The following is a 26,190-nucleotide window of genomic DNA, read 5'->3' on the forward strand; positions in this document are numbered from 1 at the left end:
CGTCACGCCGCCGGCCGCCAGATTCTCGGTCGTCAGTTCATCGGTGGTCACGTCTTCACTAGGCACGTCTTCGAGGTTACGGCACCGTAGGTTTTGCCGCTGTAAGGCCGAGCTGAGTATTCGTCAACGTTGATGAAACCTCGTCGCCACAACGGTGAACGAGGGGCGATGAAGCAGGTCACAGGCCTAGGAAACTGAATCGATGCTTATGCGAGTTCTCACAATGCGGACGGCCGACAGTCCGTTCTGTCGGGTCTACGCTGACGGAAACACCCCGCCGATTCCCGCCGCTGAGCGGTCTATTGGCGTTTCGGTGAAACGGTCAGCGACCCCATCGGAGGAGTGATCGATGTCAGCCCCCACCGCGATCCCAGGCCTGACCGAGGCCCCCACCACCCATGCCAGGTTGCTCGAATGGGTGCGCGAGACGGCCGAACTCACCACCCCCGACCGGGTGGTCTGGGTCGACGGATCCGAAGAGGAATGGACGCGCCTCACCGACGAACTCGTCGACGGCGGGACGCTCGTCCGGCTGAACCCCGAGAAGAAACCGAACTCGTTCTGGGCTCGCACCGACCCCTCGGACGTCGCCCGCGTCGAGGAGCGGACGTTCATCTGCTCGGTCGATCCGGCCGACGCCGGACCGACCAACAACTGGGTCGACCCGGCCGAGATGAAGGCCACGATGACCGACCTCTACCGGGGTTGCATGCGTGGCCGCACGATGTACGTCATTCCGTTCTGCATGGGCCCGCTGACCGCGGTCGACCCGATGTTCGGCGTCGAGATCACCGACTCCGCCTACGTCGTCACCAGCATGCGGATCATGACGCGGATGGGCGCCGCCGTCCTGGAGAAGATGGGCGACGACGCGACGTTCGTGCCCGCGCTGCACTCGATCGGCGCGCCGCTCGAGCCGGGCCAGGCCGACGTCGCGTGGCCGTGCAACCCGGAGAAGTACATCGTCCAGTTCCCCGAGGAGCGGATGATCTGGAGCTACGGCTCCGGCTACGGCGGCAACTCGCTGCTCGGCAAGAAGTGCTTCTCGCTGCGGATCGCCAGCGTCATGGCCCGCGACGAGGGCTGGCTGGCCGAGCACATGCTGATCCTGAAGCTGACCGACCCCGAGGGCGACGTCAACTACATCGCGGCCGCGTTCCCGTCGGCCTGCGGCAAGACGAACCTCGCGATGCTCGAGCCGACGATCCCGGGCTGGAAGGTCGAGGTGCTCGGCGACGACATCGCCTGGATGCGCTTCGGCGAGGACGGCCGGCTCTACGCGCTCAACCCCGAGTTCGGCTTCTTCGGCGTCGCGCCCGGCACCGGGTGGCACACCAACGCCAACGCGATGCGGACGATCGACCGCGGCAACTCGCTCTTCACCAACGTCGCTCTCACCGACGACGGCGACGTCTGGTGGGAGGGCATGACCGAGGAGCCGCCTTCGCACCTGATCGACTGGAAGGGCCGGGACTGGACCCCGGAATCAACCGAGCCCTCGTCGCACCCCAACTCCCGGTTCTGCACCCCGGCCGGCCAGTGCCCGATCATCGCGCCGGAGTGGGAGGACCCGAAGGGCGTCCCGATCTCGGCGATCCTGTTCGGTGGGCGCCGCAAGACGACGGTCCCGCTGGTGAGCGAGGCTCGCGACTGGAACCACGGCGTGTACCTCGGCGCGACGCTGTCCTCCGAGACCACCGCGGCGGCGGCCGGTGCGGTCGGCGTCGTGCGGCGGGACCCGATGGCGATGCTGCCGTTCATCGGCTACCACGGCGGCGACTACTTCCGGCACTGGATCGAGATGGGCAAGGGCGGCCCGACCGGCGACGCGTCGAAGCTCCCGAAGATCTTCTACGTCAACTGGTTCCGCCGGGACGCCGACGGTGGCTTCCTCTGGCCGGGCTTCGGCGAGAACAGCCGGGTGCTCAAGTGGGTGATCCAGCGTCTGCAGGGTCAGGCCGACGCCGTCGACACCCCGATCGGCCACGTGCCGGCGCCCGGTTCGCTCGACGTCGAGGGCCTCGGGATGACCGACGAGCAGGTCGCAGCCGCGCTGGCCGTCGACCCGGACGAGTGGCGCGCGGAGATTCCGCAGGTCACCGAATGGTTCGAGAAGTTCGGCGACAAACTGCCGGGCGTCCTCTGGTCCGAGCTCGACGTCCTCAAGACGAAGCTCGGCGTGCAGTAGCTACCGAGAAGGTCCGGTCGGTTCCGGCCGACCGGGCCCCTCGAGTTAACCGACATGTCGTTCCGAGTGCCCCTTTGCGAGGCGTACCCTGCCGGGGTGGCTGTTCGGGATGTTCTCTATTCCCTCTACGAGCGCCGGCTACTGCGGGAGCTGAGCGGTAAGCCGCGCCCGCGGCACGTCGGGGTGATCCTCGACGGTAACCGGCGCTGGGCGCGGGAAGCCGGCTTCGACGACCCGAACGAGGGTCACCACGTCGGAGCCCGGAAGATCGAGAACGTGCTCGGGTGGTGTTCCGAGCAGGGCGTCGAGGTCGTGACGCTCTGGCTGCTGTCCACCGACAACCTGACGCGTCCGGAGAGCGAGCTCGCCCCGCTGCTCCGGATCATCGAGGGCGTCGCGACCGACCTGGCCGCCGACGACCAGCCCTGGCGGCTCCGGATGGTCGGCGCACTCGACCTGCTGCCCGCCGATACGGCCCGCGTCCTGAAGGACGCGGCCGAACGCACCCACGGCAAGACCGGCACGTCGGTCAACATCGCGGTCGGCTACGGCGGGCGCCGGGAGATCGCCGACGCGGTCCGGTCGCTGCTGCACGAACACGCCAGCCTGGGGACGTCGATCGAAGAGCTGGCCGAGGTGCTCGACGTCGATCACATCGCGGAACACCTCTACACCAAGGGCCAGCCCGATCCCGACCTCGTCATCCGGACGTCGGGGGAGCAGCGGCTCTCCGGGTTCCTGCTCTGGCAGAGCGCGCACTCGGAGTTCTACTTCTGCGACGCCCACTGGCCCGACTTCCGGCGGACGGACTTCCTGCGGGCGTTGCGTGACTACGCCAAGCGCAATCGCCGGTTCGGCGTCTGAGTAGTTTCGGAGCTGTCCGGTTACGTGATGTTCACACACCGGTAGAGCAAGTCTGGGCGATAAGGGCCCACAAGCTGGACGGACGGCGTAGGTTTGGTGCCGGTGGGGTTCTCTTTCCCCACCCGGGAGGCCCAGGCGTTGAAACCTTCGATCGGTTGTCTTCGTCGCGGGGCCGGCACCCGGCCCCGTGGGGCGGGTACCGGATCCGGCGAGCCAGTGGGCGCACGGGTGCGCGCCCACGGGACCAGGAGCACCTCATGTCCGATCGTCGTACCCCAGAAACCTCACTGAGCGAGTTCGCTCCCACCGAGGTTTCCGCGCCCTCCGAGTCCGCATCGGACTCCCACCACCGCACCCGTGAGCGCGCGCCGCGTACGGAGGGCCACCCATCGGGTGAGCCCGACACGATTTACGTCCTCGACACCTCGGTTCTGCTCTCCGACCCCGGCGCGCTCGGCCGGTTCGCCGAGCACGAGGTAGTCCTGCCGCTGGTCGTCATCACCGAGCTCGAAGGCAAGCGGCATCACCCGGAACTGGGCTGGTTCGCCCGGCAGACCCTGCGCATGCTCGACGATCTGCGGGTCAAGCACGGCCGGCTCGACGTCCCGGTGCCGGTGAACGACTCCGGCGGCATGCTGCGCATCGAGCTCAACCACGTCTCGACCGACAACCTCCCGATCGGCTTCCGGGCCGAGACGAACGACGCGCGGATCCTCGCGGTCGCGCTGAACCTGGCCGCCGAGGGCGCGGACGTCGTCCTGGTGACGAAGGACGTCCCGCTGCGGGTCAAGGCCGGTGCGGTCGGTCTGAACGCCGACGAGTACCGGGCCGAGATGGTGTCGGTGGCCGAGCGGCCGTGGACCGGCATGGTCGACCTCGACATCAGCGACGAGGAGATGGCCCGGCTCTACGGCGAGGAGACGATCGACCTGGCCGGCGCGCAGGGCCTGCCCTGCCACACCGGCCTGGTACTGCACTCCGGCCGCGGATCGGCGCTGGCTCGCGTCCGCCCGGACAAGACCGTCCGCCTGGTGCGCGGCGACCGGGACGCGTTCGGTCTGCACGGCCGGTCGGCCGAGCAGCGCGTAGCGCTGGACCTCCTGCTGGACGACGAGGTCGGGATCGTGTCGCTCGGCGGACGGGCCGGAACCGGGAAGTCGGCGCTGGCGCTGTGCGCCGGCCTCGAGCAGGTCATGGAGCGCCGGGCGCACAAGAAGGTCGTCGTGTTCCGGCCGCTCTACGCGGTCGGCGGCCAGGAGCTCGGCTACCTGCCGGGCAGCGAGGCCGAGAAGATGAGCCCCTGGGGCCAGGCGGTCTTCGACACGCTCGGCGCGCTGGTCAGCGACACCGTGATGGAGGAGGTCATGGGCCGCGACCTGCTCGAGGTGCTGCCGCTGACCCACATCCGCGGCCGGTCGCTGCACGACGCGTTCGTGATCGTCGACGAGGCCCAGTCGCTGGAGCGCGGTGTGCTGCTGACCGTGCTCTCCCGGGTGGGCGCCAACTCGCGGGTGGTGCTCACCCACGACGTCGCCCAGCGGGACAACCTGCGGGTCGGGCGGCACGACGGGGTCGCGGCCGTGGTCGAGACGCTCAAGGGCCACCCGCTCTTCGCGCACGTGACGCTGACCCGCTCGGAGCGGTCGCCGATCGCGGCGCTGGTCACCGAGATGCTCGAGGACCTGCCGCACTGAGGTTCGGTACGTCGAATCGGGGCTATGGCACTCGCCATAGCCCCGATTTGCTGCGGGTACGCGTCGGTAAGGTACCGGTCAGATCTGACCGTTAAGGAGTGAACGTGAGCGCAGAGCAGCGGGTAGCGATCGTGACGGGCGCGGCACGGGGGATCGGTGCCGCCACCGCGGTCCGGCTGGCCCGGGACGGCTTCGCCGTGGGCGTCGTCGACCTGGACGCCGAGGCGTGCAAGAACACGGTCGACACGATCACGACCGCCGGCGGCCGGGCGCTCGCGGTCGGCGCCGACGTCAGCCACTCCGGCGAGGTCGAGGACGGCGTCCAAGCCGTGGTCGACGGGTTGGGTGAGCCCACCGTGCTGGTCAACAACGCCGGCATCATCCGCGACAACATGCTGTTCAAGATGACCGAGAACGACTGGGACTCGGTGATGAACGTGCACCTGCGGGGCGCGTTCCTGATGACCAAGGCCGTCCAGAAGTTCCAGGTCGAGCAGAAGTGGGGCCGGATCGTCAACCTGTCGAGCACGTCGGCGCTCGGCAACCGCGGTCAGGCCAACTACTCCGCGGCCAAGGCCGGCATGCAGGGCTTCACGAAGACGCTGGCGATCGAGCTCGGCCGGTACAACGTCACCGCGAACGCGATCGCGCCCGGTTTCATCCAGACCGACATGACCGCGGCCACCGCGGAGCGGATCGGCGTCCCGTTCGAGGACTTCATCAAGGCGGCCGCGTCGCAGATCCCGGTCGGCCGCCCCGGGCAGCCGGAGGACATCGCCGGAGTGGCCTCGTTCCTGGTGAGCGACGACGCCTCGTTCGTCTCCGGTCAGGTGATCTACGTAGCCGGCGGGCCGCGGGACTGAAACATGGTCGAAACGGGCGGCTCCGGGCATCCGGGGCCGCCCGTTCGCCTGTTCGGTGAGGTAGGTCACGGATCGCGTTGGTAAACGCCGTGAAACCACCCATAGCGGGCGGTCGTTTCGCACGCAGGGTTAAGGCAACAGTAAGAGACGTATAGCGATGGCCTCAGCGGAGAAGGCCTCGGCAGCACCTCAGGTACGTTCGCTCGGAGTGTGCAAGGGGCGACGGACGAGCTCTCGGACTGATGAGGTACGAGGCGCGACCTGACGCGAGAGGTGCTCATGACTACAGCGCTGCCGGGCTCGACAGCGCCAGGGAACTTCCTGCGAACCGGTGCGGGGAGGGGCCCGCGCCGATGACCTATCGATTACACGACGACGAGACCACCGACCGGACCGACGAGGGACGGCACTCCGCCGACTTGGCCGGTACCGAGCGATACACCTACCAGCGCCCGGCGGACTGGGCTCCACGCCGCCGCCGGCGCTACGCCGAATCTTCCGACGACCAGAAGACCCCGGTCGACTGGTTCGGGAACCAGCGGATCGCGGCCGACTCCTACGACGAGTACGGCGGCGCGAACTACGACCGCCCCGACGTCGGCGGCGCGAACTACGCGGAACCGACCTTCGGCGGCCGCAACTACGAACGTCCCACGGACGCGACGGCCGAGACGGCCGCGGGCCCGGTCTGGTACGAACAAGCCCCGCCGGACTGGAGTGCCCGCCGCCGTGGAGAAGGCAGCGCCTGGGACGCCGACGCACTGCGCGCCGCCGCCGGTGTGCCTTACCGGAACCGTCCGGACGACCTCGACGCCACCGAGGTTCGGACGCCCGCCCAAAATGGCCCGGCCGACGAACGCGGCCCGGCTGAGGGGCGTCCGGATGAGCCTGGGCCGGAACCCGCGGTGCCGGCCGAGCCACCCACCATCGGTGGGCGGGAGCGCCCGCGGAAGCACCTCGTGCTGCGGATCGCCGCGGCCCTCGTGCTGGTGTTCTCGGCGGCGATCGGCGTCGCGGTGACCGTCCTGCGCGATTCGGACCCGGACACGGTCCAGGTCCAGCAGGACCTGCAGGCCGACGCGCCGCTGGCGACCGAGCCGTCCTCGGACACCGGGGCGGCGTCGGCCTCGCCGAGCCCGGACACGGCGGCCCGGGACCACGAGGCCGCGGTGGACGCCGCCCAGACCAGGGCCGCGGACAAGGCGACGTCGGCGCAGAAGAAGGCCGCGCAGACCGCCGAGCGGGCCGAGAAGGCGCGGGCCTCCCGGAGCGAGCAGCGCACTCAGGAGTCCACGACCAGCTCCAGCTCCAGCTCGAGCAGCAGCAGTGGAACCACCGGCGACCCGGTGCCCGAAGGACCGTCGTCGTGCGACGGCTACTCGGGCAACAAGAAGACCGGGTGCTCGCTGCTGGCCGAGTTCGGCTTCGCGACCAGCCAGATGTCGTGCCTGGAGAAGCTCTGGGACCGGGAGAGCGGCTGGCGGGTGTCCGCGACCAACCCCAGCTCGGGGGCGTTCGGGATCCCGCAGGCGCTGCCGGCGTCGAAGATGGCGACGGTGGCCGACGACTACCGGACGAACGCCGCGACGCAGATCCGGTGGGGTCTGCAGTACATCAAGGGCCGGTACAGCACGCCGTGTGGCGCGTGGAACCACTCCGAGGCCACGGGCTGGTACTGAGTCGTCGTCGGGCCCGCCCCTTCCGGGGCGGGCCCTTTTTCATGGCCGGGTCATCGCCAGGACGTCGAGTGCGGCGTCGAGGTCTTTCTCGCTGACCTTGTCGGGCACGTGGCCGCGCTCGATGACCACCTCCCGGATGGTCTTGCGCTCCTTGAGCGCCTGCTTCGCGATCGCCGCCGCCTCCTCGTACCCCAGGTACTTGTTCAACGGTGTGACGATCGACGGCGACGACTCCGCGTACTCACGCATCCGGTCGACGTTGGCCACGATGTCGTCGATGCAGCGGTCGGCCAGCAGCCGGGTGACGTTCGCCAGCAGCCGGACCGATTCCAGGACGTTGCGGGCCATCACCGGCAGCATGACGTTGAGCTCGAACGAGCCGGAGGCGCCGGCGAACGTCACCGTCGCGTCGTTGCCGATCACCTGGGCCGCGACCTGGGCCACCGCCTCGGGAATGACCGGGTTGACCTTGCCCGGCATGATCGACGACCCGGGCTGCAGGTCGGGCAGCGCGATCTCGGCCAGGCCGGCGCGCGGGCCGGAGCCCATCCAGCGCAGGTCGTTGGCGATCTTGACCAGCCCGACCGCGATCGTGCGGAGCTGCCCCGAGACCTCGACCAGCCCGTCGCGGGCGCCCTGGGCCTCGAAGTGGTCGCGGGCCTCGGTGACCGGGAGGCCGGTACGGGTGGCGAGGTCGGCGATGACCGCGGCGGCGAAGCCGGGCGGGGTGTTGATGCCGGTGCCGACGGCGGTGCCGCCGAGGGGTAGCTCGGCCAGCCGGGGCAGCGCCGCGTGGAGGCGCTCGATGCCCAGCGCGATCTGGGTCGCGTAGCCGCCGAACTCCTGGCCGAGCGTGACCGGGGTCGCGTCCATCAGGTGGGTGCGGCCGGACTTCACCGTGTCCTGGAATTCGTCCTGCTTGCGGCGGAGCGCTGTTTCCAGGTGCTGCAGTGCCGGGACCAGGTCGTTCGCGACCGCGCCGGTGGCGGCGAGGTGGATGCTCGACGGGAACACGTCGTTGGAGGACTGCGACGCGTTGACGTGGTCGTTCGGGTGGACGTTCCTGCCGAGGCGCTCGCTCGCCAGCGTCGCGATCACCTCGTTCGTGTTCATGTTGCTGGACGTGCCCGAGCCGGTCTGGAAGACGTCGACCGGGAACTCGTCGTTCCAGCTGCCGGTCGCGACCTCCTCGGCGGCCTCGGTGATGGCCGCGGCGATGTCGGCGTCGATGACGCCGAGGTCGGCGTTGACGCGCGCGGCGGACGCCTTGATGCGGCCGAGCGCGGCGATGAGGGCTGGTTCCAGGGGCGTGCCGGAGATCGGGAAGTTCTCGACCGCGCGTTGGGTCTGGGCGCGCCATTTGGCGGCGGCGGGGACCCGGACCTCGCCCATGGTGTCGTGCTCGATGCGGAATTCGCTCTCGCTCATACCCCATACCTACGCCGCCGTTTCGGTCCGCGGCCAATGCGGGGCACTAGTACACTCAAGCCAACGAACCACCGAGCGTCGAAAGGGAGGACCCGAATGCGCACTCCCACGTTAGAACCGTGCAACGATCAAGCCGTGTCGACCGAGGAGAAGTACCTGGAGGGCCCGGAGTCGGTTCTCCGGGTGCCGCTCCCGATGCCTCAGGGCGGCTACACCGTTGCGGATCTGCTCGCGATGCCGGAGACCCATACCCGGATCGAGCTGACCGACGGAGCCCTCACCGTGTCGCCCTCCGCCTCGAGCGCCCACCAGTACGTCGCGATGATGCTCGGCGCCCGTCTCGAGGACGCTCGCCCCGAGACGTACGCGGTCAACCAAGACGTCGATGTTCATCTGAGCGAGCGGACCACCCGCCGGCCGGACGTGCTCATCGTGCGCTCCGGCATCAGTCGTGCATGGCCCTACTACGCCGGTGAAGACCTCGTGGTGGCGGTCGAGATCGAGTCGCCGACCAGCGGCCGCATGGATCGGATCGTCAAACCGCTCGTTTATGCCGACTACAAGATCCCGTACTACTGGCGCATCGAGATCAACACCGAGCCGGTGGCGATCGTCCACCACCTGAAGTACGGCGGGTACGTCGAGGTCTCGCGGGGGCCCCGGATCGAGGTCAGCGAGCCGTTTCCGTTCTCGGTCGACTTGACCGAGCTGATGGGACGGTACGCCTAGGGCCGGCGCTGGAAGCGGTGGATGTCTGCTATCTCCGCGGCGACGGCGGACTGGACGTCGTTGGGGAGGGGCTCGAAGGGGTCGACCGCGATCGTGGAGCCGTGTTGGCGCCAGGTGGCTACTGCTACGCCGTCGACCAGGACGGTAGGGGTGACGAAGCCGCCGCCGGTGCGGACTCGGTCGACGAATTTCGGCGGGACGGCGGCCGTCTTGTCGGCGTAGCCGAGTAGGTAGGGGTCGAAGTGGCCGACCAGGCGGATCGAGTTGGCCGGTTCGGCGTCGGGCGGCGGGGAGGCGCCCTCGAACGCGGCCTTCGCGTCTCGGGCGGGGAGGCCCGACCAGGCCGCGAAGTCCGCCGGCGTGGCCGGGCGGTGGCCGGCCAGATAGCGGCTGGCCAGCCGGGTCAGCGCCTCCTCCCGACTGAAGTTGGGCGCTGGCGCGTTCAGCAGCCGGTACGACGCCTTCCCGCGGCCGATCTCGGGACCCAGGCAGATCGTGCCGGTGGAGGCGGCGTAGGCGAGCAGGTGGGCTGGGGCCTGGCCGGTCGGGTCGATCGTCACGCCGAGCGAAGCTAGTCGGGCGATCAGGTCGGCGCGGCCGACGGGCCCGTCGGCGAGGGCCTCGGGGAGTGTCTCGACCGCGCGCCCGCACAGTTCGTCGTCGAGGCCGAGCTGTTGGCGGCGCCGGGCGCCTCGGGTGCGGTTGAGGGGGCCGAGGAGCGCGAGCATCCAGCCGGCGTCGTCGGCGGCGACCAAGTGGAGCGTGCCGCGCAGGAGCCAGGTGCGGACGAAGCCGGGTCCTTCGAGCCCGAGTTCGTCCGCGGTGCGGCCGCGGGTGCGCGCCCGTACGGCCAGGGCCGTGGCGCTGAGATCCTGCGCCTGCAAGGCTCCGAGCCGCGCGACTACGTCCGCCGCCGACTTGCCTGGTGGCCCCGCCAGCATCTGCGCCACCGTGCGAGCTTCGGCCACCCGGCGGGCCGCTCCGCCGGTCATCCGTCGGCCGGGCGGCCGGTAGTCCGGCTAGCGGCGGCGGCGCTGGCGGGCGCGTTGCCCGGCGGGTCGGGCGCGCGGGTGGCGGCGCTGGCTGCGCCGGTGGTGGGTGTGTCGGTCTGTCGGTCGTTTGTGTAGACGGTCGTCTTCCGGGTTCGCCCGGCGGCGGATCCTCCGGAGGCGCTCCCGGCTGATCCTCGAACCGCGCGGGTGGTGGCGGCGCTGACTGCGCTGGTGGCCGTGCCGGGCTGCTGGCCGGGCATTCGGCTGGCGGCTCCGTCCGCGGTCCTGGCTGCTGCCCGGCCTGCGGTCTGGGCAGCTGCCCCGCTCGCGCCTCCGCCGGCCGCCTCGTCCGTGGCCTGGCCGGCCACGCTGTCTCTGACTCGGCTGGCCAGGCCGGTCGTGGCTCGGCCCATCACCCCGTTAGCGGTTCGGCCGGGCGGCCCGCTCGCGTGCCGGGCCACCTCACCCGCGACCCCGCCCACCACCCCGCTCGCGGCCGCGCCGCCCGCGCCTCGGCGGGCTGCGCCGCCCTCGGCCCGGTCGGCGGTGCTGGCCTTGGCTCGGTGGGCCGCGTCGCCCCCGGTCGCGGCGTCCGCGGCTCGGTTGGCTGTGCTGGCGGTGCGAGTCTCGGTGCTGGTGGGCACGGGCTTGGTCAGGGGCGGGGGCCGATGGTGAGGACCGGCTTCGTCGTGTCGGCGAAGAAGTCTTCGCCCTTGTCGTCGACGACTATGAAGGCCGGGAAGTCGCGCACCTCGATCTTCCAGACCGCCTCCATCCCCAGCTCCTGGTACTCCAGCACCTCTACATGCGTGATGCAGTCCTGCGCGAGCCTCGCGGCCGGGCCGCCGATCGAACCCAGGTAAAAGCCTCCGTGGGCTTGGCAGGCGTCCGTGACCTGCTTCGAGCGGTTGCCCTTGGCCAGCATCACCAGGGAACCGCCCGCGGCCTGGAACTTCTCTACGTACGAGTCCATGCGGCCCGCGGTGGTGGGGCCGAACGAGCCCGACGCGTAACCCTCCGGCGTCTTGGCCGGGCCCGCGTAGTAGACGGCGTGATCCTTCAGGTACTGGGGCATCGGCTCGCCCGCGTCGAGGCGCTCGGCGATCTTCGCGTGCGCGATGTCGCGGGCCACGACCAGCGGGCCGGTCAGCGACAGACGGGTCTTCACCGGGTAGCGCGACAGCTCCTCCCGGATCGAAGCCATCGGACGGTTCAGGTCGATCTGGACGACCTCCGAGTCGAGGTCCTCGTGCGTCGTCTCGGGCAGATAGTGGGCCGGCTCGGTCTCGAGCTGCTCGAGGAACACACCCTCGGCGGTGATCTTGCCGAGCGCCTGACGGTCGGCCGAACACGACACCGCGATCGCCACCGGGCAGCTCGCGCCGTGGCGAGGCAGCCGCACGACCCGGACGTCGTGGCAGAAGTACTTGCCGCCGAACTGGGCGCCGATGCCGAACTGCCTCGTCAGCTCCAGCACCTGCCACTCCAGCTCGATGTCCCGGAAACCGTGCGCGGACAGGGAACCCGACGTCGGCAGCGAATCCAGGTACTTCGCGCTCGCGTACTTCGCGGTCTTCAGCGCGTATTCCGCACTCGTGCCGCCGACGACGATCGCCAGGTGGTACGGCGGGCAGGCCGCCGTACCCAGCGACCGCAGCTTCTCTTCCAGGAACCGCATCATCCGCGTCGGGTTCAACACGGCCTTGGTCTCCTGGTACAGGAAGCTCTTGTTGGCCGAGCCGCCGCCCTTGGCCATGAACAGGAACTTGTACTCGCCCGGCTTGCCGTCGGCGTACAGCTCCACCTGCGCGGGCAGGTTCGAGCCGGTGTTCTTCTCGTCCCACATGGTCAGCGGGGCCAGCTGCGAGTAGCGCAGGTTCAAGGACGTGTACGCGTCGTAGACGCCCCGGCTGATCGCCTCGCCGTCGATGGCCCCGCCGCCGGTGAGGACCCGCTCGCCCTTCTTGCCCATGACGATCGCGGTGCCGGTGTCTTGGCACATCGGCAACACGCCGCCGGCCGCGATGTTCGCGTTCTTCAGCAGGTCGAGCGCCACGAACCGGTCGTTCCCGGAGGCCTCCGGGTCGTCGAGGATGTTGCGCAGCTGCTGGAGGTGCGCCGGGCGCAGCAGGTGGGCGATGTCGCGCATCGCCGCCGCGGTCAGCGTCGTCAGAGCGGCCGGAGAAACGCGCAGGAACGTCTCGCCGCCGACCTCGAGAGGCTCGACGCCCTCGGTCGTGAGCAGCCGGTACGACGTTTCGTCCGGCCCGAGCGGGAGCAGATCCGAGTAGCGGAAGTCAGGCATCGAAGGAACCTCACGGCGTCGGGGAGTTCCCGCCAGATTAATGCTGCCCCCCGACAGCCACGGCGTGAGAAGCACCACCGACGCGCGGAAAACCGTTCGGTGTCGACGCCGACGCGGCTGCACACTGAGCGACATGCGCGCCGCCAGGTATCAACCGGCCTGAGCCTCCGCCCCGGCGGTGGTCCGGGAGTTTCGCGGTGCGGCGGTGGTTCGCCCGCGCAGAGCTTTCCCGCGGTGGTTCGCCGCATCTCGTAGAAAGGAAAAGCATGTACGCGTTGCTGCCCGGGACCCGGGCGCCGGTGAAGGTCTGGACGGACCCGAACGACATCGAGCCGGAGGCTGCGAAGCAGCTGAGGAACATCGGCGCGCTGCCGTGGGTCGAGGGTGTCGCGGTCATGCCGGACGTGCACTTCGGGAAGGGTGCGACGGTCGGGTCGGTCATCGCGATGCGGCAGGCGGTCTCGCCGGCCGCGGTCGGGGTCGACATCGGGTGCGGGATGTCCGCGGTGCGGACGTCGCTGACGGCCGAGGACCTGCCGGACGACCTCGGCCCGCTGCGCCGGGCGATCGAGGACGCGATCCCGGTCGGTTTCCACTCGCACGACGACGTGGTCGACCCGCGCCGGGTCCGGGGTGTGGACACTAAAGGCCTCAGCACCTTCTGGGCCGGGTTCGACGACCTGCACCCCGGTGTGTCCAGCCTGCGAGGTAAAGCGAGCAGGCAGCTCGGCACCCTCGGAGGCGGTAACCACTTCCTCGAGGTCTGCCTCGACACCGACGGACGCGTCTGGCTGATGCTGCACTCCGGGTCGCGGAACATCGGCAAGGAGCTCGCGGAGCGGCACATCGCGGTCGCGAAGAAGCTCCCGCACAACGCCGACCTGCCCGATCGCGACCTCGCGGTGTTCCTCGCGAACACCCCGGAGATGGACGCCTACCGGCGGGACCTGTACTGGGCGCAGGAGTACGCGAAGCGCAACCGGGCCCTGATGCTCGGCCTCTTCGAGAACGTGGTCCGCACCGCGCTTCCGCAGGTCACGTTCGACGAGCCGATCTCCTGCCACCACAACTACGTCTCCGAGGAGACGTACGGCGGAGTGGACGTGCTGGTCACCCGCAAGGGCGCGATCCGGGCCGGCGCCGGCGACCTGGGCATCATCCCCGGCTCGATGGGCACCGGTTCGTACATCGTGCGCGGACGGGGCAACCCGGACGCGTTCAACTCGGCCTCGCACGGGGCCGGGCGGCGGATGAGCCGGGCGAAGGCCAAGAAGACGTTCACCGCCGAGGATCTGGCCGCGCAGACGGCCGGGGTCGAGTGCCGCAAGGACCCCGGGGTCATCGACGAGATCCCCGGTGCGTACAAGGACGTCGACGCGGTGCTGGCCCAGCAGACCGACCTGGTCGAGGTGGTCGCCCACCTCAAGCAGGTCGTCTGCGTCAAGGGTTAGCGGTATTCCTCGAGGGCGGCGTCGAGTTCCTCCGCGGTGGGGGGCTCGGCGCCGACCCGGGTGCAGGTGAGGGCGGCCGCGGTCGCGGCCGTGCGGATGATGTCGGTGAGGGCGTCCGCGTCGAGCCCGGCGATCCGGTCGGCGCCTCCCGGTCCGAGCAGCCCGCGGACGTTCAGCGCGTGCAACAGTGCGCCCGCGAACGAGTCCCCGGCCCCGATCGTGTCGGCCACCTCGACCTTCGGGGCGGGCACGGTCACCGTCGCGGCGCGTCCGATCGCCAGCGCGCCCTGCGGCCCGCGGGTGACGATGACCAGCGCCGGGCCGATCTCGGCCCACTCGGCCGCCGCGTCCTCGGCCGGCGAGTCCGGGTACAGCCAGCCCAGGTCCTCGTCACTGACCTTGACGACGTCGACCAGCCGGACGAGCCGCTCGGTGCGCGCCCGGGCGGCGTCCAGCGAGCCGTCGGCGGCGGCGACGATCGTCGGGCGGATGTTCGGGTCGAAGCTGAGCGTGACCCGGCCCCGGAGGCCCTCGCGGGTGACGATCTTCTCGATCACCTCGGCGCCCGGCGAGAGATACGTCGCCAGCGAGCCGACGTGCAGCGCGGCGACGTCGTCGTCGAGCGGGTTGGGCAGGTCGCGGTCGCGCCACTGCCAGTCGGCGGTGCCGTTGAGCCAGAAGTCGTAGCTGGCCCGGCGCTCGGCGTCGAACGTGACGACGGCCAAGGACGACGGCTCGACCGCGTCGACCAGGAAGCGGGTCTCGACGCCGGCTTCGGCGAGCCGGGTGCGGATGCGGCCGCCGAACACGTCCCGGCTGACCCGGGCGGCCAGCGCGGCGCGGGAGCCCAATCGAGCCACCGAGACCGCGATGTTGGCCGGGCTGCCGCCGGCTCGTGCGTGGTACGGAGCATCGTCACCCTGGTCGGGGACCAGGTCGATGATGTTCTCGCCTACGACGGTAATCAGGTTTGTGGTCACTCGTCCTCGTCGTCGCCGCGGTGTCCGAAGTCGATCAGCGAGTAGGCCCGGAGCTTGGTCAGCGAGTGCCAGCTTCCCACGGTCCGGATCGTGCCGCTGCGGGACCGCATCACGAGCGACTCGGTGGAGGCCCCACCGCGACGGTAGTGGACGCCCCGGAGCAGCTCGCCGTCGGTCACGCCGGTCGCGCAGAAGAACACGTTGTCGCCGCTGACCAGGTCGTCGGTGGTGAGCACCCGATCGAGGTCGTGGCCGGCGTCGAGGGCCTTCTGGCGCTCGTCGTCGTCGCGGGGCCAGAGCTTGCCCTGGATCTCGCCGCCCAGGCACTTCAGCGCGCAGGCGGCGATGATGCCCTCGGGCGTGCCGCCGATGCCGACCAGCAGGTCGACGCCGGTCTGCTCCCGGGCCGCGGAGATCGCGCCGGCCACGTCACCGTCGGAGATGAACTGGATCCGGGCCCCGGTCTCGCGGATCTCCTGGACGAGCTTCTCGTGGCGCGGCCGGTCGAGGATGCAGACCGTCACGTCCCGGACGCCGGTGCGTTTGGCCTTCGCGACCGCGCGGATGTTGTCGCGGATCGGCGCGTTGATGTCGACGACGCCCACCGCGTCCGGGCCGACCGCGAGCTTCTCCATGTAGAAGACGGCCGACGGGTCGAACATCGCGCCCCGCTCGGCCACCGCGAGCACGGCGATCGAGTTCGGCATGCCCTTGGCCATCAGCGTCGTGCCGTCGATCGGGTCGACCGCGACGTCCACCTCGGGTCCGGTGCCGTCGCCGACCTCCTCGCCGTTGTAGAGCATCGGCGCGTTGTCCTTCTCGCCCTCGCCGATCACGACGACGCCCCGCATCGAGACGCTGTTGATGAGCTGGCGCATCGCGTCGACGGCGGCACCGTCGCCACCGTTCTTGTCGCCACGGCCGACCCAGCGGCCGGCGGCCATCGCGGCGGCCTCGGTGACCCGGACCAACTCGAGGGCGAGGTTGCGGTCCGGTACTTGGGGCTGCGACATCTGACCTCCATCGACGGGGGCCTTCATCCTGACATCACGGATGGGTCACGCCCGGAGGTATCGGGCTCCGGGTGTTCAATGCCACCAGAGGTTTCGATTCAGGGAGCCGGGGGTGGCGCTTCGGGCCGCTTGTACGACGATAGAGGCATGAGCAGTGACGAGCCCTCGAACGACCGGGGCATGGTCGACATCGTCGAGTCGAAGCGGACGCCGAAGCAGGCGTCGAAGTCGAAACCCGAGCCCGACTACGTCACGGTCGCTCTGAGCACGGACGAGGGGTCGAGCACACCGCCGCCCAAGGCGACCCGGCGCGACGCCACCGTCCGCAACCTCGCGATCGCGCTCGGCATCCTGGTGATTCCGCTGGTGGCGATCGTCGCGCTGTTCCAGCCGTCGGAGTCGGCGGCCCCGACCGTCGACCCGACGCACGTCTACGACACGGCCCGGGCCGAGAAGGCGTTCCGGGTCCGGGAACCCCAGGGTCTGACCGGCTGGAAGCCGACCGTGGCCTCGTTCAACCCGTCGGCGGCCGGCCGGTTCACGATCCGGGTGAGCTACTCGACCCCGGACGGCGGCTACCTGCAGCTCGTCCAGAGCAATGCGGCGGCGGACTCGCTGATCGCCGGGATCATCGACCGGACCGCGCCGGTCGGTACCGAGCAGATCGAGGGCGACACCTGGACCCGCTACACCGCACGCGAGGGCCGGGAGAACGCTTTCGTGCTCATCGAGCCGGACGTGACGGTCGTCGTGGTGGGTGACGCCTCGCTGGACACCGCTCGAAAAATGATCCATTCACTGCAATAAGACCGTTTCGCGTAAGTTGTCGGTTCCTCCTCGGGCGGCCATTCATATGAATGGCCGCTCGGCCTTTCTGCAGCTCAATTCGTATAAGGCGGAGCGTCGAAAAATTTTCTTTCTCCGAGTGTGTGAGAACTCGTTGCCCCGGGCATCAGATGACCAACGCCAACCCGCTAGGGAGCGAAAACCTCCAGGGAGTAAAGGGAGTAGCCATGACCATCACCGGCATCCTCACCGCGCTGATCATCGGTGCCATCGTCGGCGCGCTGGGCCGGCTCGTCGTTCCCGGCAAGCAGAACATGCCGATCTGGCTGACGATCGTCGTCGGTATCATCGCCGCCTTCCTCGGCACCGCCCTCGCCCGGGCGATCGGCATCCCGACCGCCACCTCCGGCATCGACTGGCGTGAGCTGGCCGTTCAGGTCGTGCTCGCCGCCGTGGGTGTTGCCCTGGTCGCCGGCTTCTACGGCCGCAGCGGTGGCCGTGGCCGTCGCCCGCTGGTTCGCTGAACCAGCTAGCACATCTGGTAACGCGGCTGGGGCCGCTCCCCTTCGGGGGAGCGGCCCCAGCCGCGTTTTGCGAATGCCTATGTTTGACGACGAGAGCCAGCGGCTATACGTGCCGAATTGCTTTCAGTCGATGAGTCGCCGACGCAGAAAAGAAACTGCGCCTACCCACATGGCGGAAGCGAAAAACACCAGCGCGAGAACGTGCCCCAGATCGTTAGGGCCGAGCCGATCGAAAACCGAGTGACGCACGAGTTCGACGCAGTGGTAGAGCGGGTTGAGCTGACTCGCGGTGTGCGCCCACGGGGGAAGAGTGTCGAGTGGGAAGAACGTGCCGGCGACCAGGAACAACGGGGTCAGTAGCCCGGAAATGATGTAGTTGAAGCTGTCGATGTTCGGAACGATCGCCGACATCCACATGCCGAACAGCCCGAACCCCAGCCCGGTGACGAAGCCGATCAGCGGCACCAGCACGACGGTCGGGGACGGCCGGAGCCCGAACAGCACGGCGACGCCCAGCGGTGCGCACCCGTAGACGCCCGCTTTCAGCCCGATCCACAGCGCCTCGCCGGTGACCAGCTCGTGCACGTCGACCGGCGTGGCCAGCACCGCGTCGTACGTGTGCTGGAACGTGCGCCGGACGAACGTCTGGAACATGCCGGCGAAGGCCGACGTGAACAGCACCGCGGTGCCGACCACGCCGGTGCCCAGGAAGTCGAGATACCGGTAGCCGCCGACCGCCGAGACCAGCGAGCCGAACCCGAACCCGAACGCCAGCAGGTAGATCGTCGGCTCGACGACCGACGAGAACGTGCTCGAGAGCCAGTAGCGCCGGAACACGGCCAGGTCGTGGACCATCACGCCGGCGAGCGCGGTGGGCTCGATGAACCGCAGCCGCGGCCGTTCGTCGGTGCTCATGCCACGTACTCCCCGGTCAGCGTGACGAAGACGTCTTCGAGATTGGCGGGACGAGGGGTGCCGGGGCCGAGGACGGCGGCCAGCGTCGCGGGCATGTCTTCGGCCCGCAGCACCGAGATGCTCGGGCCGGTGCGCCGGGTGGGCATGCCGGCCGCGGCGGCCATCCGCTCGATCTCGCTCAGCCGGGCCGGCGTGCCGTTGTACTCGACCGCGGACCGCCCGGCGTGGCCCGCCAGCAGCTCGGCCGGCGTGCCCGACGCGATGACCCGGCCCGCGCTGACCACCGCCACCGCGTCGGCCAGCCGCTCGGCCTCCTCGATGTAGTGCGTCGACATCAGCACGGTCGTTCCGTCGCGGCGCAACCGGTCGATGAGCGACCAGAGGTCTTGGCGGACCTGCGGGTCGAGCCCGACGGTCGGCTCGTCGAGCAGCACCAGCCGCGGCCGGTGGACCAGGCCCCGGGCGATCAGCAACCGGCGCCGCATGCCGCCGGACAGCTCGTCGACCTTGGCGTCGGCGCGATCGGTGAGCTGGCCGAGCTCGAGCGCCGCGTCGACCGCGGCCCGGCGCTCGGCCCGCGGCACCCGGTAGAGCCGCGCGAACACCGCGAGGTTCTCCCGCGCGGTGAGCTCGGTGTCGAGGTTGTCGAGCTGCGGGACGACGCCCATCAGCGCCCGGGCGTGCTTGGACTCGGCCGGCACCCGGTAGCCCAGCACGCGGATCTCACCGGCGTCGGGCAACGCCTGGCCGGTGAGCATCCGCATCGTGGTGGACTTGCCGGCCCCGTTCGGCCCGAGCAGCCCCAGGCAGGTGCCGGCCGGTACGACGAGGTCGAGCCCGTTGACCGCCGTCACCGCACCGAACCGTTTGACGACCCCGGACAGTTCGATCGCGTTCTGAGCAGGCACGAGCTACACGGTAGACAGCAACCCCGACAATTCCCTACGGGAATTTGAACGCACGGACGCCGAACGCGGTCGCGCCCGCGGCGAGCACCAGCGTCAGGCCCGCGCCGACCAGCACCGAGGTGGACGCGTAGTGCCCGGCGTACAGCTCGCGCAGAGCGTCCACCGCGTACCGGAACGGGTCGGCGTGGGAGACGACGTCGAGCCATCGCGGGCCGAGCGTCATCGGGAGGAACGCACCGGAGAGCAGCACGAGCGGGATGACGACCGTGCTCATCACCGGGGCGAACAGGTCCTGCGCGCCCGGGCGGAGCGCGACCGCGTACGAGGCCGCGGCCACCCCGCCGGCCAGCGGGACCAGCAGCACCAGCCCCAGCAGGACGCCACCGACCGGCGCACGCAGCCCGAGCGCGAGTCCGACCAGGACGATCACCAGCGCCTGGACGAGCAGCACGACGACATCCCGCAGGACCCGGCCGAGCAGCAGCGGGAGCCGTCCGATCGGCGTCGTGCGCAGCCGGTCGAGCACCCCGAACCGCTGGTCGAACACGATGCCGAACCCGGCCAGCCCGGCCGACAGCAGGACCAGCTGGATCAGCAGGCCGGGCACGACGATCGGCCACGAGCCGTTCACCAGCGGCCCGAAGAACAGCAGGTAGAGCATCGGCTGCAGCAGGCCGAAGAGCACGCCGACCTTGGTCCGCAGCGTCTGCCGCATCGCCCGCTGAAAGATCAACCACGTTGCCGTCATGCCGTCAACGCCAGGTAGACCTCGTCCAGCGTGGAGTTCCCGCCCAGGCTCGCCTTCAGCGCGCCCGGGGAGTCGTCGGCGATCACCCGGCCGGCGTCGATGACGACGACGCGGTCGCACAGCGCGTCCGCCTCGTCGAGGTAGTGGGTGCTGAGGACGACGGTCGCGCCGGCGTCCCGGGCCTCGCGGACGCAGGCCCAGAGCGTGGCCCGGCTACCCGGATCGAGGCCGGTGCTCGGCTCGTCGAGGAACAGCACGGCCGGCCGGTGGACGAGCCCGAGCGCCAGGTCGAGGCGACGGCGCTGACCGCCGGAGAGCTGGCCGGTGGGGCGGTCGGTGAGCTCGAAGGTTTTCATCAGCTCCGCGGCCCGAGCTCCCGCGGCGGTCAACCCGTGCAGGCGGCCCTGCAGGATCAGCTCCTCCGACACCGTGCAGGTCGGATCGGTGCTGTTGCCCTGGGCGACCGCGCCGATCCGTCGTCGCACTCCGGCCGGATCGGACACCAGATCGGCCCCGGCGATCGTCGCGGTGCCCGCGGTGGGGCGGAGCAGCGTGGTGAGCATCCGCATCGTCGTGGTCTTGCCCGCGCCGTTGGGGCCGAGCAACCCGACGATCTGACCGGGCCCGACGTCCAGATCGAGCCCGGCCAGCGCGACCACCGGCCCCGGAAACTCCTTGCGCAGTCCTCGAATCGTCAACATGGTGACCACAAAAACAGAGTCACACCAAAATTGCAACGGCACCAAATTTAGGGTGAGTTAGGATCGCCGGCATGTCGTTGCGGGAACGGAAGAAGGCCCAGACCAGGCTGCTGATCGCCGACATCGCGATGGGGCTGTTCGCCGAGCGCGGCTTCGACGGCGTCACGGTCGCCGAGGTCGCGCGGGCGGCCGACGTCTCGGTCAACACGGTCTTCAACTACTTCCCCACGAAGGAGGACCTGTTCTTCGACCGGGAGGCCGAGGTCGAGGACTCGCTGGCCGCGGTCGTCCGGGCCCGGCGGCCGGGGGAGAGCGTGATCGGCGCGCTGCGCCGCTGGGTGGTCGAGGGCTTCGACACGGACCTGTGGGCGACCGGCCTCTGGCCCGAGGCCGCCGACTTCTTCCGGCTCGTCGACGACAGCCCGTCGCTCCGGGCCCGGACGCGGGAGCTGGGGGAGCGCACCGAGAACGCCCTCGCGCGCACGCTCGCCACCGAGACCGGTGCCGGTCCGGACGACCCGATGCCGAGCCTGGTGGCCGGCTTGGTGGCCGGCAGCAGGCACGCGGTGCTGGCCGAGGCCCGCCGACGGTTGCTCGCCGGCGAGCCGTTCGACGTCGTCAAGACCTGGGCCCGGGACGCCTACCAGCGCGCGTTCGACCTGCTGGAGAACGGTGTCCCTAGGAACTACGGGGTGACCGAGGTGCGCTGACCGAGCGCTGCGCACCGGTCACCTGGTCGACGTAGTGCTGCGGATAGGCCTCGCCGTGCGGGTGGTGCTCCAGCTTGCCGCCCTCGTCGACGACGCCGGGCATCCGGATCATCACCCGGGTGCCCGAGTTGACGTCGCTGCTCAGGCCGACGGCGCCGCCCTGGGCGGTGACCAGCGCGTGGACGATGGCCAGGCCCAGCCCGCTGCCGCCGGTGGCCCGGGTGCGGCCCGAGTCGGCCCGCCAGAACCGTTCGAACGCGTGGGCGGCCTGTTCCGGCGTCATGCCCGGGCCCTCGTCGGCGACCATCAGCAGGACCGAGTGACCGTCCGGCCGGGCGCCGAGCCGGATCGGGCGCGGCCCCGGCGTGTGGATCGCCGCGTTGCGCAGCAGGTTGCCGAGCACTTGGAGCAGCACCTCGCGGTCGCCCACCACGGCCAGCCCGGTGTTCGGGGTGTCGACGACGAACGGGCGGGCCGGGTGCGCGGCGCCGGCCCGGTCGGCGGCCTCGTCGAGCAGCTCGTCGACCGGAACCGGGCCGAGGTCGGGCGCGGCCGAGTCCTGGTCGGTGCGGGCGAGCAGCAGCAGGTCGTCGACGAGCCGAGCCATCCGGTCGCCCTCGGTCTCGATCCGGCGGAGCGCGTCCTGGGTCGCGGCCGGGTCCTCGGCGCCGATCGTGGTGGCGCGGAGGCGTTCGAGTTCGGCGTAGCCGCGGAGTGACGTGAGCGGGGTGCGGAGTTCGTGCGAGGCGTCGGCGAGGAAGCGGCGCATGCGTTCCTCGTTCTCCACGCGCTGGGCGTAGGCGACCTGGGCCGCGCCGAGCATCGTGTTGACGGCCTCGGTGAGCTGGCCGACCTCGGTGCGCGGGTCGCTCGGCGGGACGCGCCGTTCGAGGCCGCTGCCGTGCTGCGACAGGTTCTCGGCGATCTCGTGCGCGGTGCGACTCACCCGGGTCAACGGCTGCAACCCAGCCCGAACCCCGTAAGCCCCGAGCCCGATGGCCGCCAGCACGGCCGCGCCCCCGACGGCCAACTCGAGCAGCAGCAGCCGGGTCAGGCTGCCGTCGGTCTCGTCGGTGGAGATCGCGGTGAGCAGGATGTATCCGTCGTCGAGCGGCTGAGCCATCGCCCGCATCTTGAGTCCGTCGGTGGTCGTGACGGTCCGGGTGTCGTCCTTGGTCCTGGCCGCGTCGACGACTTCGTTCTTGTCGTCGTCGGTCAGCGACAACAGGATGCTCTGCGTCGTACCCAGGGTGCTGCTGGTGACCGTGATCTTCGACCACACCGGCGTGCCGTTGGGCTGGACCAGCGAGAACAGGAACACCGACGTGTGCGGGCCGAAACCGGGAATCGGGAATCCGGCGTCGTCGAGTTCGCCGCTGGGCAGGCCGGTAGCGATCTGCCGGTTCATCGCGTCGGCGAAACGGCCGCCGCTCATGCCGTGCAGCTGTTCGTCGAGCCGGTTGTACAGGTAGGCGCGGAGGGCCAGCCAGGTGGCGGCTCCTCCGGTGGCCAGGGCGAAGATCGTGACCGCGACGACGACCGCCACCAGGCGGGTACGCAGCGAAAGACGAGTCATCTCCGCTCGAGCCTCATCGCGGAGCTTTCAGCACGTAGCCGGCGCCACGGACCGTGTGGATCAACCGCGGTTCCACGTTGTCGATCTTCTTGCGCAGGTAGCCGATGTACAGCTCGACGATGTTCGACTGACCGCCGAAGTCGTACCGCCACACCCGCTCGAGAATCTGCGCCTTGCTCACGACGACCCGCTCGTTGCGCATCAGGTACCGCAGCAACTCGAACTCGGTCGCGGTCAGGTGCACCTCCTGCCCGGCCCGGTGCACCTCCCGGCTCTCCTCGTCCAGCTCCAGGTCGGCGACCTGGAGCGTCGCCGCCCGGGCCGGATCCGGGACCGCCCGGCGCATCACCGCGTGCACCCGGGCCAGCAGCTCCTCGACCCGGAACGGCTTGACGACGTAGTCGTCCGCTCCGGCCCGCAGACCCGCGACGACGTCCCCGCTGGCGTCCCGCGCGGTCAGGAAGATCACCGGCACCTCGGCCCCGGCCTCCCGAAGCCGGCGCAGCACACCGACCCCGTCCATCCCCCCGGCGTCCCCGAGCATGATGTCGAGCACCACCAGGTCCGGGTCGTGTTCGGCCACGGCGGCGAGCGCACCGGGAGCGGTGTCGGCCACCACCGTGGTGAACCCGTCCAGGCGGAGGGCTGTCGACACGAGGTGCGAGACGTTCTCCTCGTCGTCCACGACGAGGACTCGGCGCTGTCCGGCACGGTCGTTCATGCTGTCCAGCCTGACACGCGGGAGGAGCGATTCGTCGTCATGCCACCCACGATGATCAGGCACCCTGAGCGGAAACTGTGTCGATCCTGTGCCCGAGCTGTGAAGCCCTCACTCGGGCGTGGCGCGGGCGGCCTCCAGCCGGGCCCGAGCGCCGTCCAGCCACTCCTGGCATACGGTCGCGAGCTGCTCACCGCGCTCCCAGAGCGCCAGCGCCTCCTCGAGCGTCGTGCCGCCGGCCTCCAGGCGCGCGACGACCTCCACCAGCTGCGCGCGGGCGTCCTCGTAGCTCAGCCGTTCCGCCATGGCGGCCAGCCTACGGCCTTCCCGCGCCGGGTGGCCGAGGCCTCGACCCTGGGGTCAGTTTCCGACATTACTCCCGTAAAGGGTGATTGCCCGTCTTCCCGTCGGAAAGGTCCGGAGGAGTCCGGCGCCGAGGCCGGACCCGGGGAAGGAGTTCTCATGCGTAATCGACAGCGGATCTGCTCGGGCCTGGCGGTGGCCACAGCCGCAGCCTCAGCCACAGCCACGGTCGCGGTCGCGGTGCCCGCTCAGGCGGCCGCGCCCGAGCGCGGCGCCCAGACCGAGGTCACGTTCGACCGGACCGTCGTCGCTCAGCTCGCGCGGTGGGGCGTCTCCGTCCGTGCGGTGGACGCCGACCAGCGCGGCGGACGGGGCGACGACCTGCGGGTCACGTTCCGGGTCGACCGGATGGCCCGGCCGGGCGTGATCGAGCACCGCGGCAGCCTGGTGCTCGACAGCCCGCGCCGGCCGGACGTCGTGCTCACCCGGCCGACCGTCGACCTCGATCGGCACACGGTCAGCTTCGGGCTCGGCCGCGACCGGGTGACGCTGCTCTCGGTCACCGACCGCACGCAGGAGCGCGACCGCCGCGGCCCGGACCGCGACCGTGCCGACCGCACCGACCGGGACGTCAGCCTGCGCCTGACCCGCGAGGGCGAGCAGACGCTCGACCGTGCCTTCGGCACGACCTGGTTCTGGACCGGCCAGCCGATCGGCACCGCCGAGGTGCACCTCAGCTCTCGGTGACCGTCGCCGTCACTTCTCCGGACGCCAGACGGACGCGCAACGCGTCGCCGGTGGACGCGTCGGACGCGTCGCGCAGGACCGAGCCGTCCGACGTCTGGACGACCGCATAGCCGCGGTCGAGCGTCGCCTGCGGGGACAGCGCGCGCACCCGGGCCCGGACCTGCGCCAGCTCCCCGCCGGCGGCGTCGAGGCGGTGCCCGAGCGTGCGCCGGGCGCGCTCGCGCAGGCCGTCGACGTCGGCCTCGCGCTGGTCGATCAGAACGGTGGGCTGCGCGAACGCCGGCCGCGACCGGACGCCGTCGAGCCACTGCTGCCCGGCCTCGAGCCGGGAGACGATGCAGCGCAGCATCCGCTGCCGGGCCGCGTCGATGCGCTGGCGTTCCTCGCTCAGGTCGGGCACCACGCGCTTGGCCGCGTCGGTCGGGGTCGAGCACCGGACGTCGGCCACGTAGTCGACGAGCGGCGTGTCGGTCTCGTGCCCGATCGCGCTGACGATCGGGGTCCGGCAGCTGAACACCGCCCGGCAGAGCGTCTCGTCGCTGAACGGCAGGAGGTCCTCGACCGAGCCGCCGCCGCGGGCCAGGATGATCACGTCGACGTCGGGGTCCTTGTCGAGCTCGCGGAGCGCGTCGAGGATCTGCGGCACCGCCTGCGTGCCCTGCACCGCGACCGGGCGCACCTCGAACCGCACCGCCGGCCAGCGGCGCTTGGCGTTCTCCAGGACGTCCCGCTCGGCCGCGCTGGCCCGGCCGGTGACCAGGCCGATCGTTCCGGGCAGGAACGGCAGCTTGCGCTTGCGCTCGACGGCGAACAGGCCCTCGGCGGCCAGCAGCTCCTTCAGGCGCGCCAGCCGGGCGAGCAGCTCGCCGATGCCGACCGCGCGCAGCTCGGTGGCGCGGAGCGAGAGCGTCCCGCGCTGGAGGTAGTAGTCGGGCTTCGCGTGGACCAGCACCCGGGCGCCCTCGGTCAGCGGCGGCTGCACCGCGTCGTACACGATTCGCGCGCAGGTGACCGAGACGCTGATGTCGGCGGCGGGATCACGCAGGGTGAGGAAGACCGTCGGGGCGCCGGGCCGGCGCGACACCTGTGCGACCTGCCCCTCGACCCAGACCTCGCCCAGCCGGGCGACCCACTGACCGATCTTCATGCTGACGACGCGGACCGGCCAGGGCGCGTCGGCGGTGCTCTGCGGGCGCGAGGTGGCGGCTTCGGTCACGCCGTGAGCCTACGTGGGGGCTACCTTCGTCCGCTTGCACTATTTGGTGCTAAACGGGCGTATTAGGTCGTTATCAACCGAACGGCTAACGAGTCTTCCTCCGCAAAGCCGGAAAGCTTTCACGGCCGGGAAATAGCTCCCTGAAAACACCT

The 26,190-nt window shown here is 70.5% G+C and carries 24 protein-coding genes; 11 read left to right on the forward strand and 13 right to left on the reverse strand.

Annotated features, from left to right (window positions below; genetic code table 11):
* The first annotated feature begins 349 nt into the window (after positions 1 to 349).
* The 5 genes from FL583_RS03995 (at position 350) to FL583_RS04015 (ending at position 7,288) form a co-directional block, all read left to right on the forward strand.
* Positions 350 to 2,188 (forward strand): phosphoenolpyruvate carboxykinase (GTP), encoded by a 1,839-nt coding sequence (locus tag FL583_RS03995; protein WP_142703069.1) that lies wholly within the window; start codon positions 350 to 352, stop codon positions 2,186 to 2,188.
* 96 nt (positions 2,189 to 2,284) lie between these two features.
* The gene (locus FL583_RS04000) at positions 2,285 to 3,052 is read left to right on the forward strand and encodes an isoprenyl transferase (protein WP_240746570.1); all 768 of its coding nucleotides are present in this window, start codon (positions 2,285 to 2,287) and stop codon (positions 3,050 to 3,052) included.
* Positions 3,053 to 3,309: 257 nt separating this feature from the next.
* Positions 3,310 to 4,746: a PhoH family protein gene (locus FL583_RS04005; protein WP_142703071.1), complete on the forward strand. Its 1,437-nt coding sequence runs from the start codon at positions 3,310 to 3,312 to the stop codon at positions 4,744 to 4,746.
* Between the two features lie 104 nt (positions 4,747 to 4,850).
* Complete coding sequence (fabG, locus tag FL583_RS04010) at positions 4,851 to 5,609, forward strand: 3-oxoacyl-ACP reductase FabG (RefSeq protein ID WP_142703072.1); 759 nt, start codon at positions 4,851 to 4,853, stop codon at positions 5,607 to 5,609.
* A 353-nt stretch (positions 5,610 to 5,962) separates the two neighbouring features.
* Positions 5,963 to 7,288 (forward strand): aggregation-promoting factor C-terminal-like domain-containing protein, encoded by a 1,326-nt coding sequence (locus FL583_RS04015; RefSeq protein WP_142703073.1) that lies wholly within the window; start codon positions 5,963 to 5,965, stop codon positions 7,286 to 7,288.
* A gap of 39 nt (positions 7,289 to 7,327) precedes the next feature.
* On the opposite strand, the gene FL583_RS04020 is transcribed toward FL583_RS04015, so the two are convergent.
* Positions 7,328 to 8,716, reverse strand: a complete 1,389-nt coding sequence (locus FL583_RS04020) for a class II fumarate hydratase (RefSeq protein WP_142703074.1) — start codon at positions 8,714 to 8,716, stop codon at positions 7,328 to 7,330.
* 135 nt (positions 8,717 to 8,851) lie between these two features.
* Between FL583_RS04020 and FL583_RS04025 the strand changes: the two genes are divergently transcribed.
* Positions 8,852 to 9,445 (forward strand): Uma2 family endonuclease, encoded by a 594-nt coding sequence (locus FL583_RS04025; RefSeq protein WP_170323470.1) that lies wholly within the window; start codon positions 8,852 to 8,854, stop codon positions 9,443 to 9,445.
* Here the strand turns inward: FL583_RS04025 and FL583_RS04030 are convergent.
* Together FL583_RS04030 and FL583_RS04035 are read right to left on the reverse strand one after the other, a co-directional pair.
* Positions 9,442 to 10,386, reverse strand: coding sequence for a winged helix DNA-binding domain-containing protein (locus tag FL583_RS04030; RefSeq protein WP_240746581.1), 945 nt, complete (start codon positions 10,384 to 10,386; stop codon positions 9,442 to 9,444). The two genes, FL583_RS04025 and FL583_RS04030, sit on opposite strands and share 4 nt — an antisense overlap.
* A gap of 703 nt (positions 10,387 to 11,089) precedes the next feature.
* Positions 11,090 to 12,742 (reverse strand): fumarate hydratase, encoded by a 1,653-nt coding sequence (locus FL583_RS04035; RefSeq protein ID WP_142703077.1) that lies wholly within the window; start codon positions 12,740 to 12,742, stop codon positions 11,090 to 11,092.
* A gap of 266 nt (positions 12,743 to 13,008) precedes the next feature.
* Between FL583_RS04035 and FL583_RS04040 the strand changes: the two genes are divergently transcribed.
* Positions 13,009 to 14,193, forward strand: a complete 1,185-nt coding sequence (locus FL583_RS04040; protein ID WP_142703078.1) for an RtcB family protein — start codon at positions 13,009 to 13,011, stop codon at positions 14,191 to 14,193.
* On the opposite strand, the gene FL583_RS04045 is transcribed toward FL583_RS04040, so the two are convergent.
* Together FL583_RS04045 and glpX are read right to left on the reverse strand one after the other, a co-directional pair.
* Positions 14,190 to 15,173, reverse strand: a complete 984-nt coding sequence (locus tag FL583_RS04045; protein ID WP_142703079.1) for a carbohydrate kinase family protein — start codon at positions 15,171 to 15,173, stop codon at positions 14,190 to 14,192. The genes FL583_RS04040 and FL583_RS04045 overlap by 4 nt on opposite strands.
* The gene (gene glpX / locus FL583_RS04050; protein ID WP_205751820.1) at positions 15,170 to 16,186 is read right to left on the reverse strand and encodes a class II fructose-bisphosphatase; all 1,017 of its coding nucleotides are present in this window, start codon (positions 16,184 to 16,186) and stop codon (positions 15,170 to 15,172) included. Before glpX ends, FL583_RS04045 begins: the two co-directional genes overlap by 4 nt.
* Positions 16,187 to 16,333: 147 nt before the next feature.
* Here glpX and FL583_RS04055 point away from each other — a divergent pair, with 147 nt between their 5' ends.
* Complete coding sequence (locus tag FL583_RS04055) at positions 16,334 to 16,993, forward strand: DUF4245 domain-containing protein (RefSeq protein ID WP_170323472.1); 660 nt, start codon at positions 16,334 to 16,336, stop codon at positions 16,991 to 16,993.
* A 206-nt stretch (positions 16,994 to 17,199) separates the two neighbouring features.
* A complete protein-coding gene (locus FL583_RS04060) occupies positions 17,200 to 17,496 on the forward strand; it encodes a GlsB/YeaQ/YmgE family stress response membrane protein (RefSeq protein ID WP_142703082.1) in 297 nt (98 codons plus the stop codon).
* A gap of 123 nt (positions 17,497 to 17,619) precedes the next feature.
* On the opposite strand, the gene FL583_RS04065 is transcribed toward FL583_RS04060, so the two are convergent.
* The 4 genes from FL583_RS04065 to FL583_RS04080 are packed head-to-tail and all read right to left on the reverse strand — an operon-like array spanning position 17,620 to position 20,768.
* Positions 17,620 to 18,411 carry an ABC transporter permease gene (locus FL583_RS04065; protein WP_142703083.1) on the reverse strand — a complete coding sequence of 264 codons (792 nt, stop codon included), beginning with the start codon at positions 18,409 to 18,411 and terminating at the stop codon, positions 17,620 to 17,622.
* The gene (locus FL583_RS04070; protein ID WP_142703084.1) at positions 18,408 to 19,319 is read right to left on the reverse strand and encodes an ABC transporter ATP-binding protein; all 912 of its coding nucleotides are present in this window, start codon (positions 19,317 to 19,319) and stop codon (positions 18,408 to 18,410) included. Before FL583_RS04070 ends, FL583_RS04065 begins: the two co-directional genes overlap by 4 nt.
* Before the next feature lie 34 nt (positions 19,320 to 19,353).
* Entirely contained in the window at positions 19,354 to 20,067 is a 714-nt protein-coding gene (locus tag FL583_RS04075) for an ABC transporter permease (RefSeq protein WP_142703085.1), read from the reverse strand.
* Complete coding sequence (locus FL583_RS04080; protein ID WP_142703086.1) at positions 20,064 to 20,768, reverse strand: ABC transporter ATP-binding protein; 705 nt, start codon at positions 20,766 to 20,768, stop codon at positions 20,064 to 20,066. The genes FL583_RS04075 and FL583_RS04080 overlap by 4 nt, the downstream gene beginning before the upstream one ends.
* Before the next feature lie 71 nt (positions 20,769 to 20,839).
* Here FL583_RS04080 and FL583_RS04085 point away from each other — a divergent pair, with 71 nt between their 5' ends.
* Positions 20,840 to 21,478: a TetR/AcrR family transcriptional regulator gene (locus FL583_RS04085; protein WP_205751821.1), complete on the forward strand. Its 639-nt coding sequence runs from the start codon at positions 20,840 to 20,842 to the stop codon at positions 21,476 to 21,478.
* Here the strand turns inward: FL583_RS04085 and FL583_RS04090 are convergent.
* From FL583_RS04090 to FL583_RS04100, 3 genes are all read right to left on the reverse strand, one after another.
* The gene (locus tag FL583_RS04090; RefSeq protein WP_142703088.1) at positions 21,447 to 23,054 is read right to left on the reverse strand and encodes a sensor histidine kinase; all 1,608 of its coding nucleotides are present in this window, start codon (positions 23,052 to 23,054) and stop codon (positions 21,447 to 21,449) included. The genes FL583_RS04085 and FL583_RS04090 overlap by 32 nt on opposite strands.
* A gap of 13 nt (positions 23,055 to 23,067) precedes the next feature.
* Positions 23,068 to 23,775, reverse strand: a complete 708-nt coding sequence (locus tag FL583_RS04095) for a response regulator transcription factor (RefSeq protein WP_142703089.1) — start codon at positions 23,773 to 23,775, stop codon at positions 23,068 to 23,070.
* 108 nt (positions 23,776 to 23,883) lie between these two features.
* Complete coding sequence (locus tag FL583_RS04100; RefSeq protein WP_142703090.1) at positions 23,884 to 24,078, reverse strand: exodeoxyribonuclease VII small subunit; 195 nt, start codon at positions 24,076 to 24,078, stop codon at positions 23,884 to 23,886.
* A gap of 156 nt (positions 24,079 to 24,234) precedes the next feature.
* Here FL583_RS04100 and FL583_RS04105 point away from each other — a divergent pair, with 156 nt between their 5' ends.
* Entirely contained in the window at positions 24,235 to 24,822 is a 588-nt protein-coding gene (locus FL583_RS04105) for a hypothetical protein (protein ID WP_142703091.1), read from the forward strand.
* Here the strand turns inward: FL583_RS04105 and xseA are convergent.
* Positions 24,809 to 26,038, reverse strand: coding sequence for an exodeoxyribonuclease VII large subunit (gene xseA, locus FL583_RS04110; protein ID WP_142703092.1), 1,230 nt, complete (start codon positions 26,036 to 26,038; stop codon positions 24,809 to 24,811). The genes FL583_RS04105 and xseA overlap by 14 nt on opposite strands.
* Between the last annotated feature and the right edge of the window lie 152 nt (positions 26,039 to 26,190).

The organism is Cryptosporangium phraense (assembly GCF_006912135.1).
GTDB lineage: Bacteria > Actinomycetota > Actinomycetes > Mycobacteriales > Cryptosporangiaceae > Cryptosporangium > Cryptosporangium phraense.

Excerpts from the sequence above, each read along its gene's own strand:
- FL583_RS03995 (WP_142703069.1), top strand. The coding sequence starts at position 350 with ATGTCAGCCCCCACCGCGATCCCAGGCCTGACCGAGGCCCCCACCACC.
- FL583_RS04005 (WP_142703071.1), top strand. The coding sequence starts at position 3,310 with ATGTCCGATCGTCGTACCCCAGAAACCTCACTGAGCGAGTTCGCTCCC.
- FL583_RS04015 (WP_142703073.1), top strand. The coding sequence starts at position 5,963 with ATGACCTATCGATTACACGACGACGAGACCACCGACCGGACCGACGAG.
- FL583_RS04020 (WP_142703074.1), bottom strand. The coding sequence starts at position 8,716 with ATGAGCGAGAGCGAATTCCGCATCGAGCACGACACCATGGGCGAGGTC.
- FL583_RS04030 (WP_240746581.1), bottom strand. The coding sequence starts at position 10,386 with ATGCTGGCGGGGCCACCAGGCAAGTCGGCGGCGGACGTAGTCGCGCGG.
- FL583_RS04035 (WP_142703077.1), bottom strand. The coding sequence starts at position 12,742 with ATGCCTGACTTCCGCTACTCGGATCTGCTCCCGCTCGGGCCGGACGAA.
- FL583_RS04040 (WP_142703078.1), top strand. The coding sequence starts at position 13,009 with ATGTACGCGTTGCTGCCCGGGACCCGGGCGCCGGTGAAGGTCTGGACG.
- glpX (WP_205751820.1), bottom strand. The coding sequence starts at position 16,186 with ATGTCGCAGCCCCAAGTACCGGACCGCAACCTCGCCCTCGAGTTGGTC.
- FL583_RS04055 (WP_170323472.1), top strand. The coding sequence starts at position 16,334 with ATGAGCAGTGACGAGCCCTCGAACGACCGGGGCATGGTCGACATCGTC.
- FL583_RS04060 (WP_142703082.1), top strand. The coding sequence starts at position 17,200 with ATGACCATCACCGGCATCCTCACCGCGCTGATCATCGGTGCCATCGTC.
- FL583_RS04065 (WP_142703083.1), bottom strand. The coding sequence starts at position 18,411 with ATGAGCACCGACGAACGGCCGCGGCTGCGGTTCATCGAGCCCACCGCG.
- FL583_RS04075 (WP_142703085.1), bottom strand. The coding sequence starts at position 20,067 with ATGACGGCAACGTGGTTGATCTTTCAGCGGGCGATGCGGCAGACGCTG.
- FL583_RS04080 (WP_142703086.1), bottom strand. The coding sequence starts at position 20,768 with ATGTTGACGATTCGAGGACTGCGCAAGGAGTTTCCGGGGCCGGTGGTC.
- FL583_RS04085 (WP_205751821.1), top strand. The coding sequence starts at position 20,840 with ATGTCGTTGCGGGAACGGAAGAAGGCCCAGACCAGGCTGCTGATCGCC.
- FL583_RS04090 (WP_142703088.1), bottom strand. The coding sequence starts at position 23,054 with ATGACTCGTCTTTCGCTGCGTACCCGCCTGGTGGCGGTCGTCGTCGCG.
- FL583_RS04095 (WP_142703089.1), bottom strand. The coding sequence starts at position 23,775 with ATGAACGACCGTGCCGGACAGCGCCGAGTCCTCGTCGTGGACGACGAG.
- FL583_RS04100 (WP_142703090.1), bottom strand. The coding sequence starts at position 24,078 with ATGGCGGAACGGCTGAGCTACGAGGACGCCCGCGCGCAGCTGGTGGAG.
- FL583_RS04105 (WP_142703091.1), top strand. The coding sequence starts at position 24,235 with ATGCGTAATCGACAGCGGATCTGCTCGGGCCTGGCGGTGGCCACAGCC.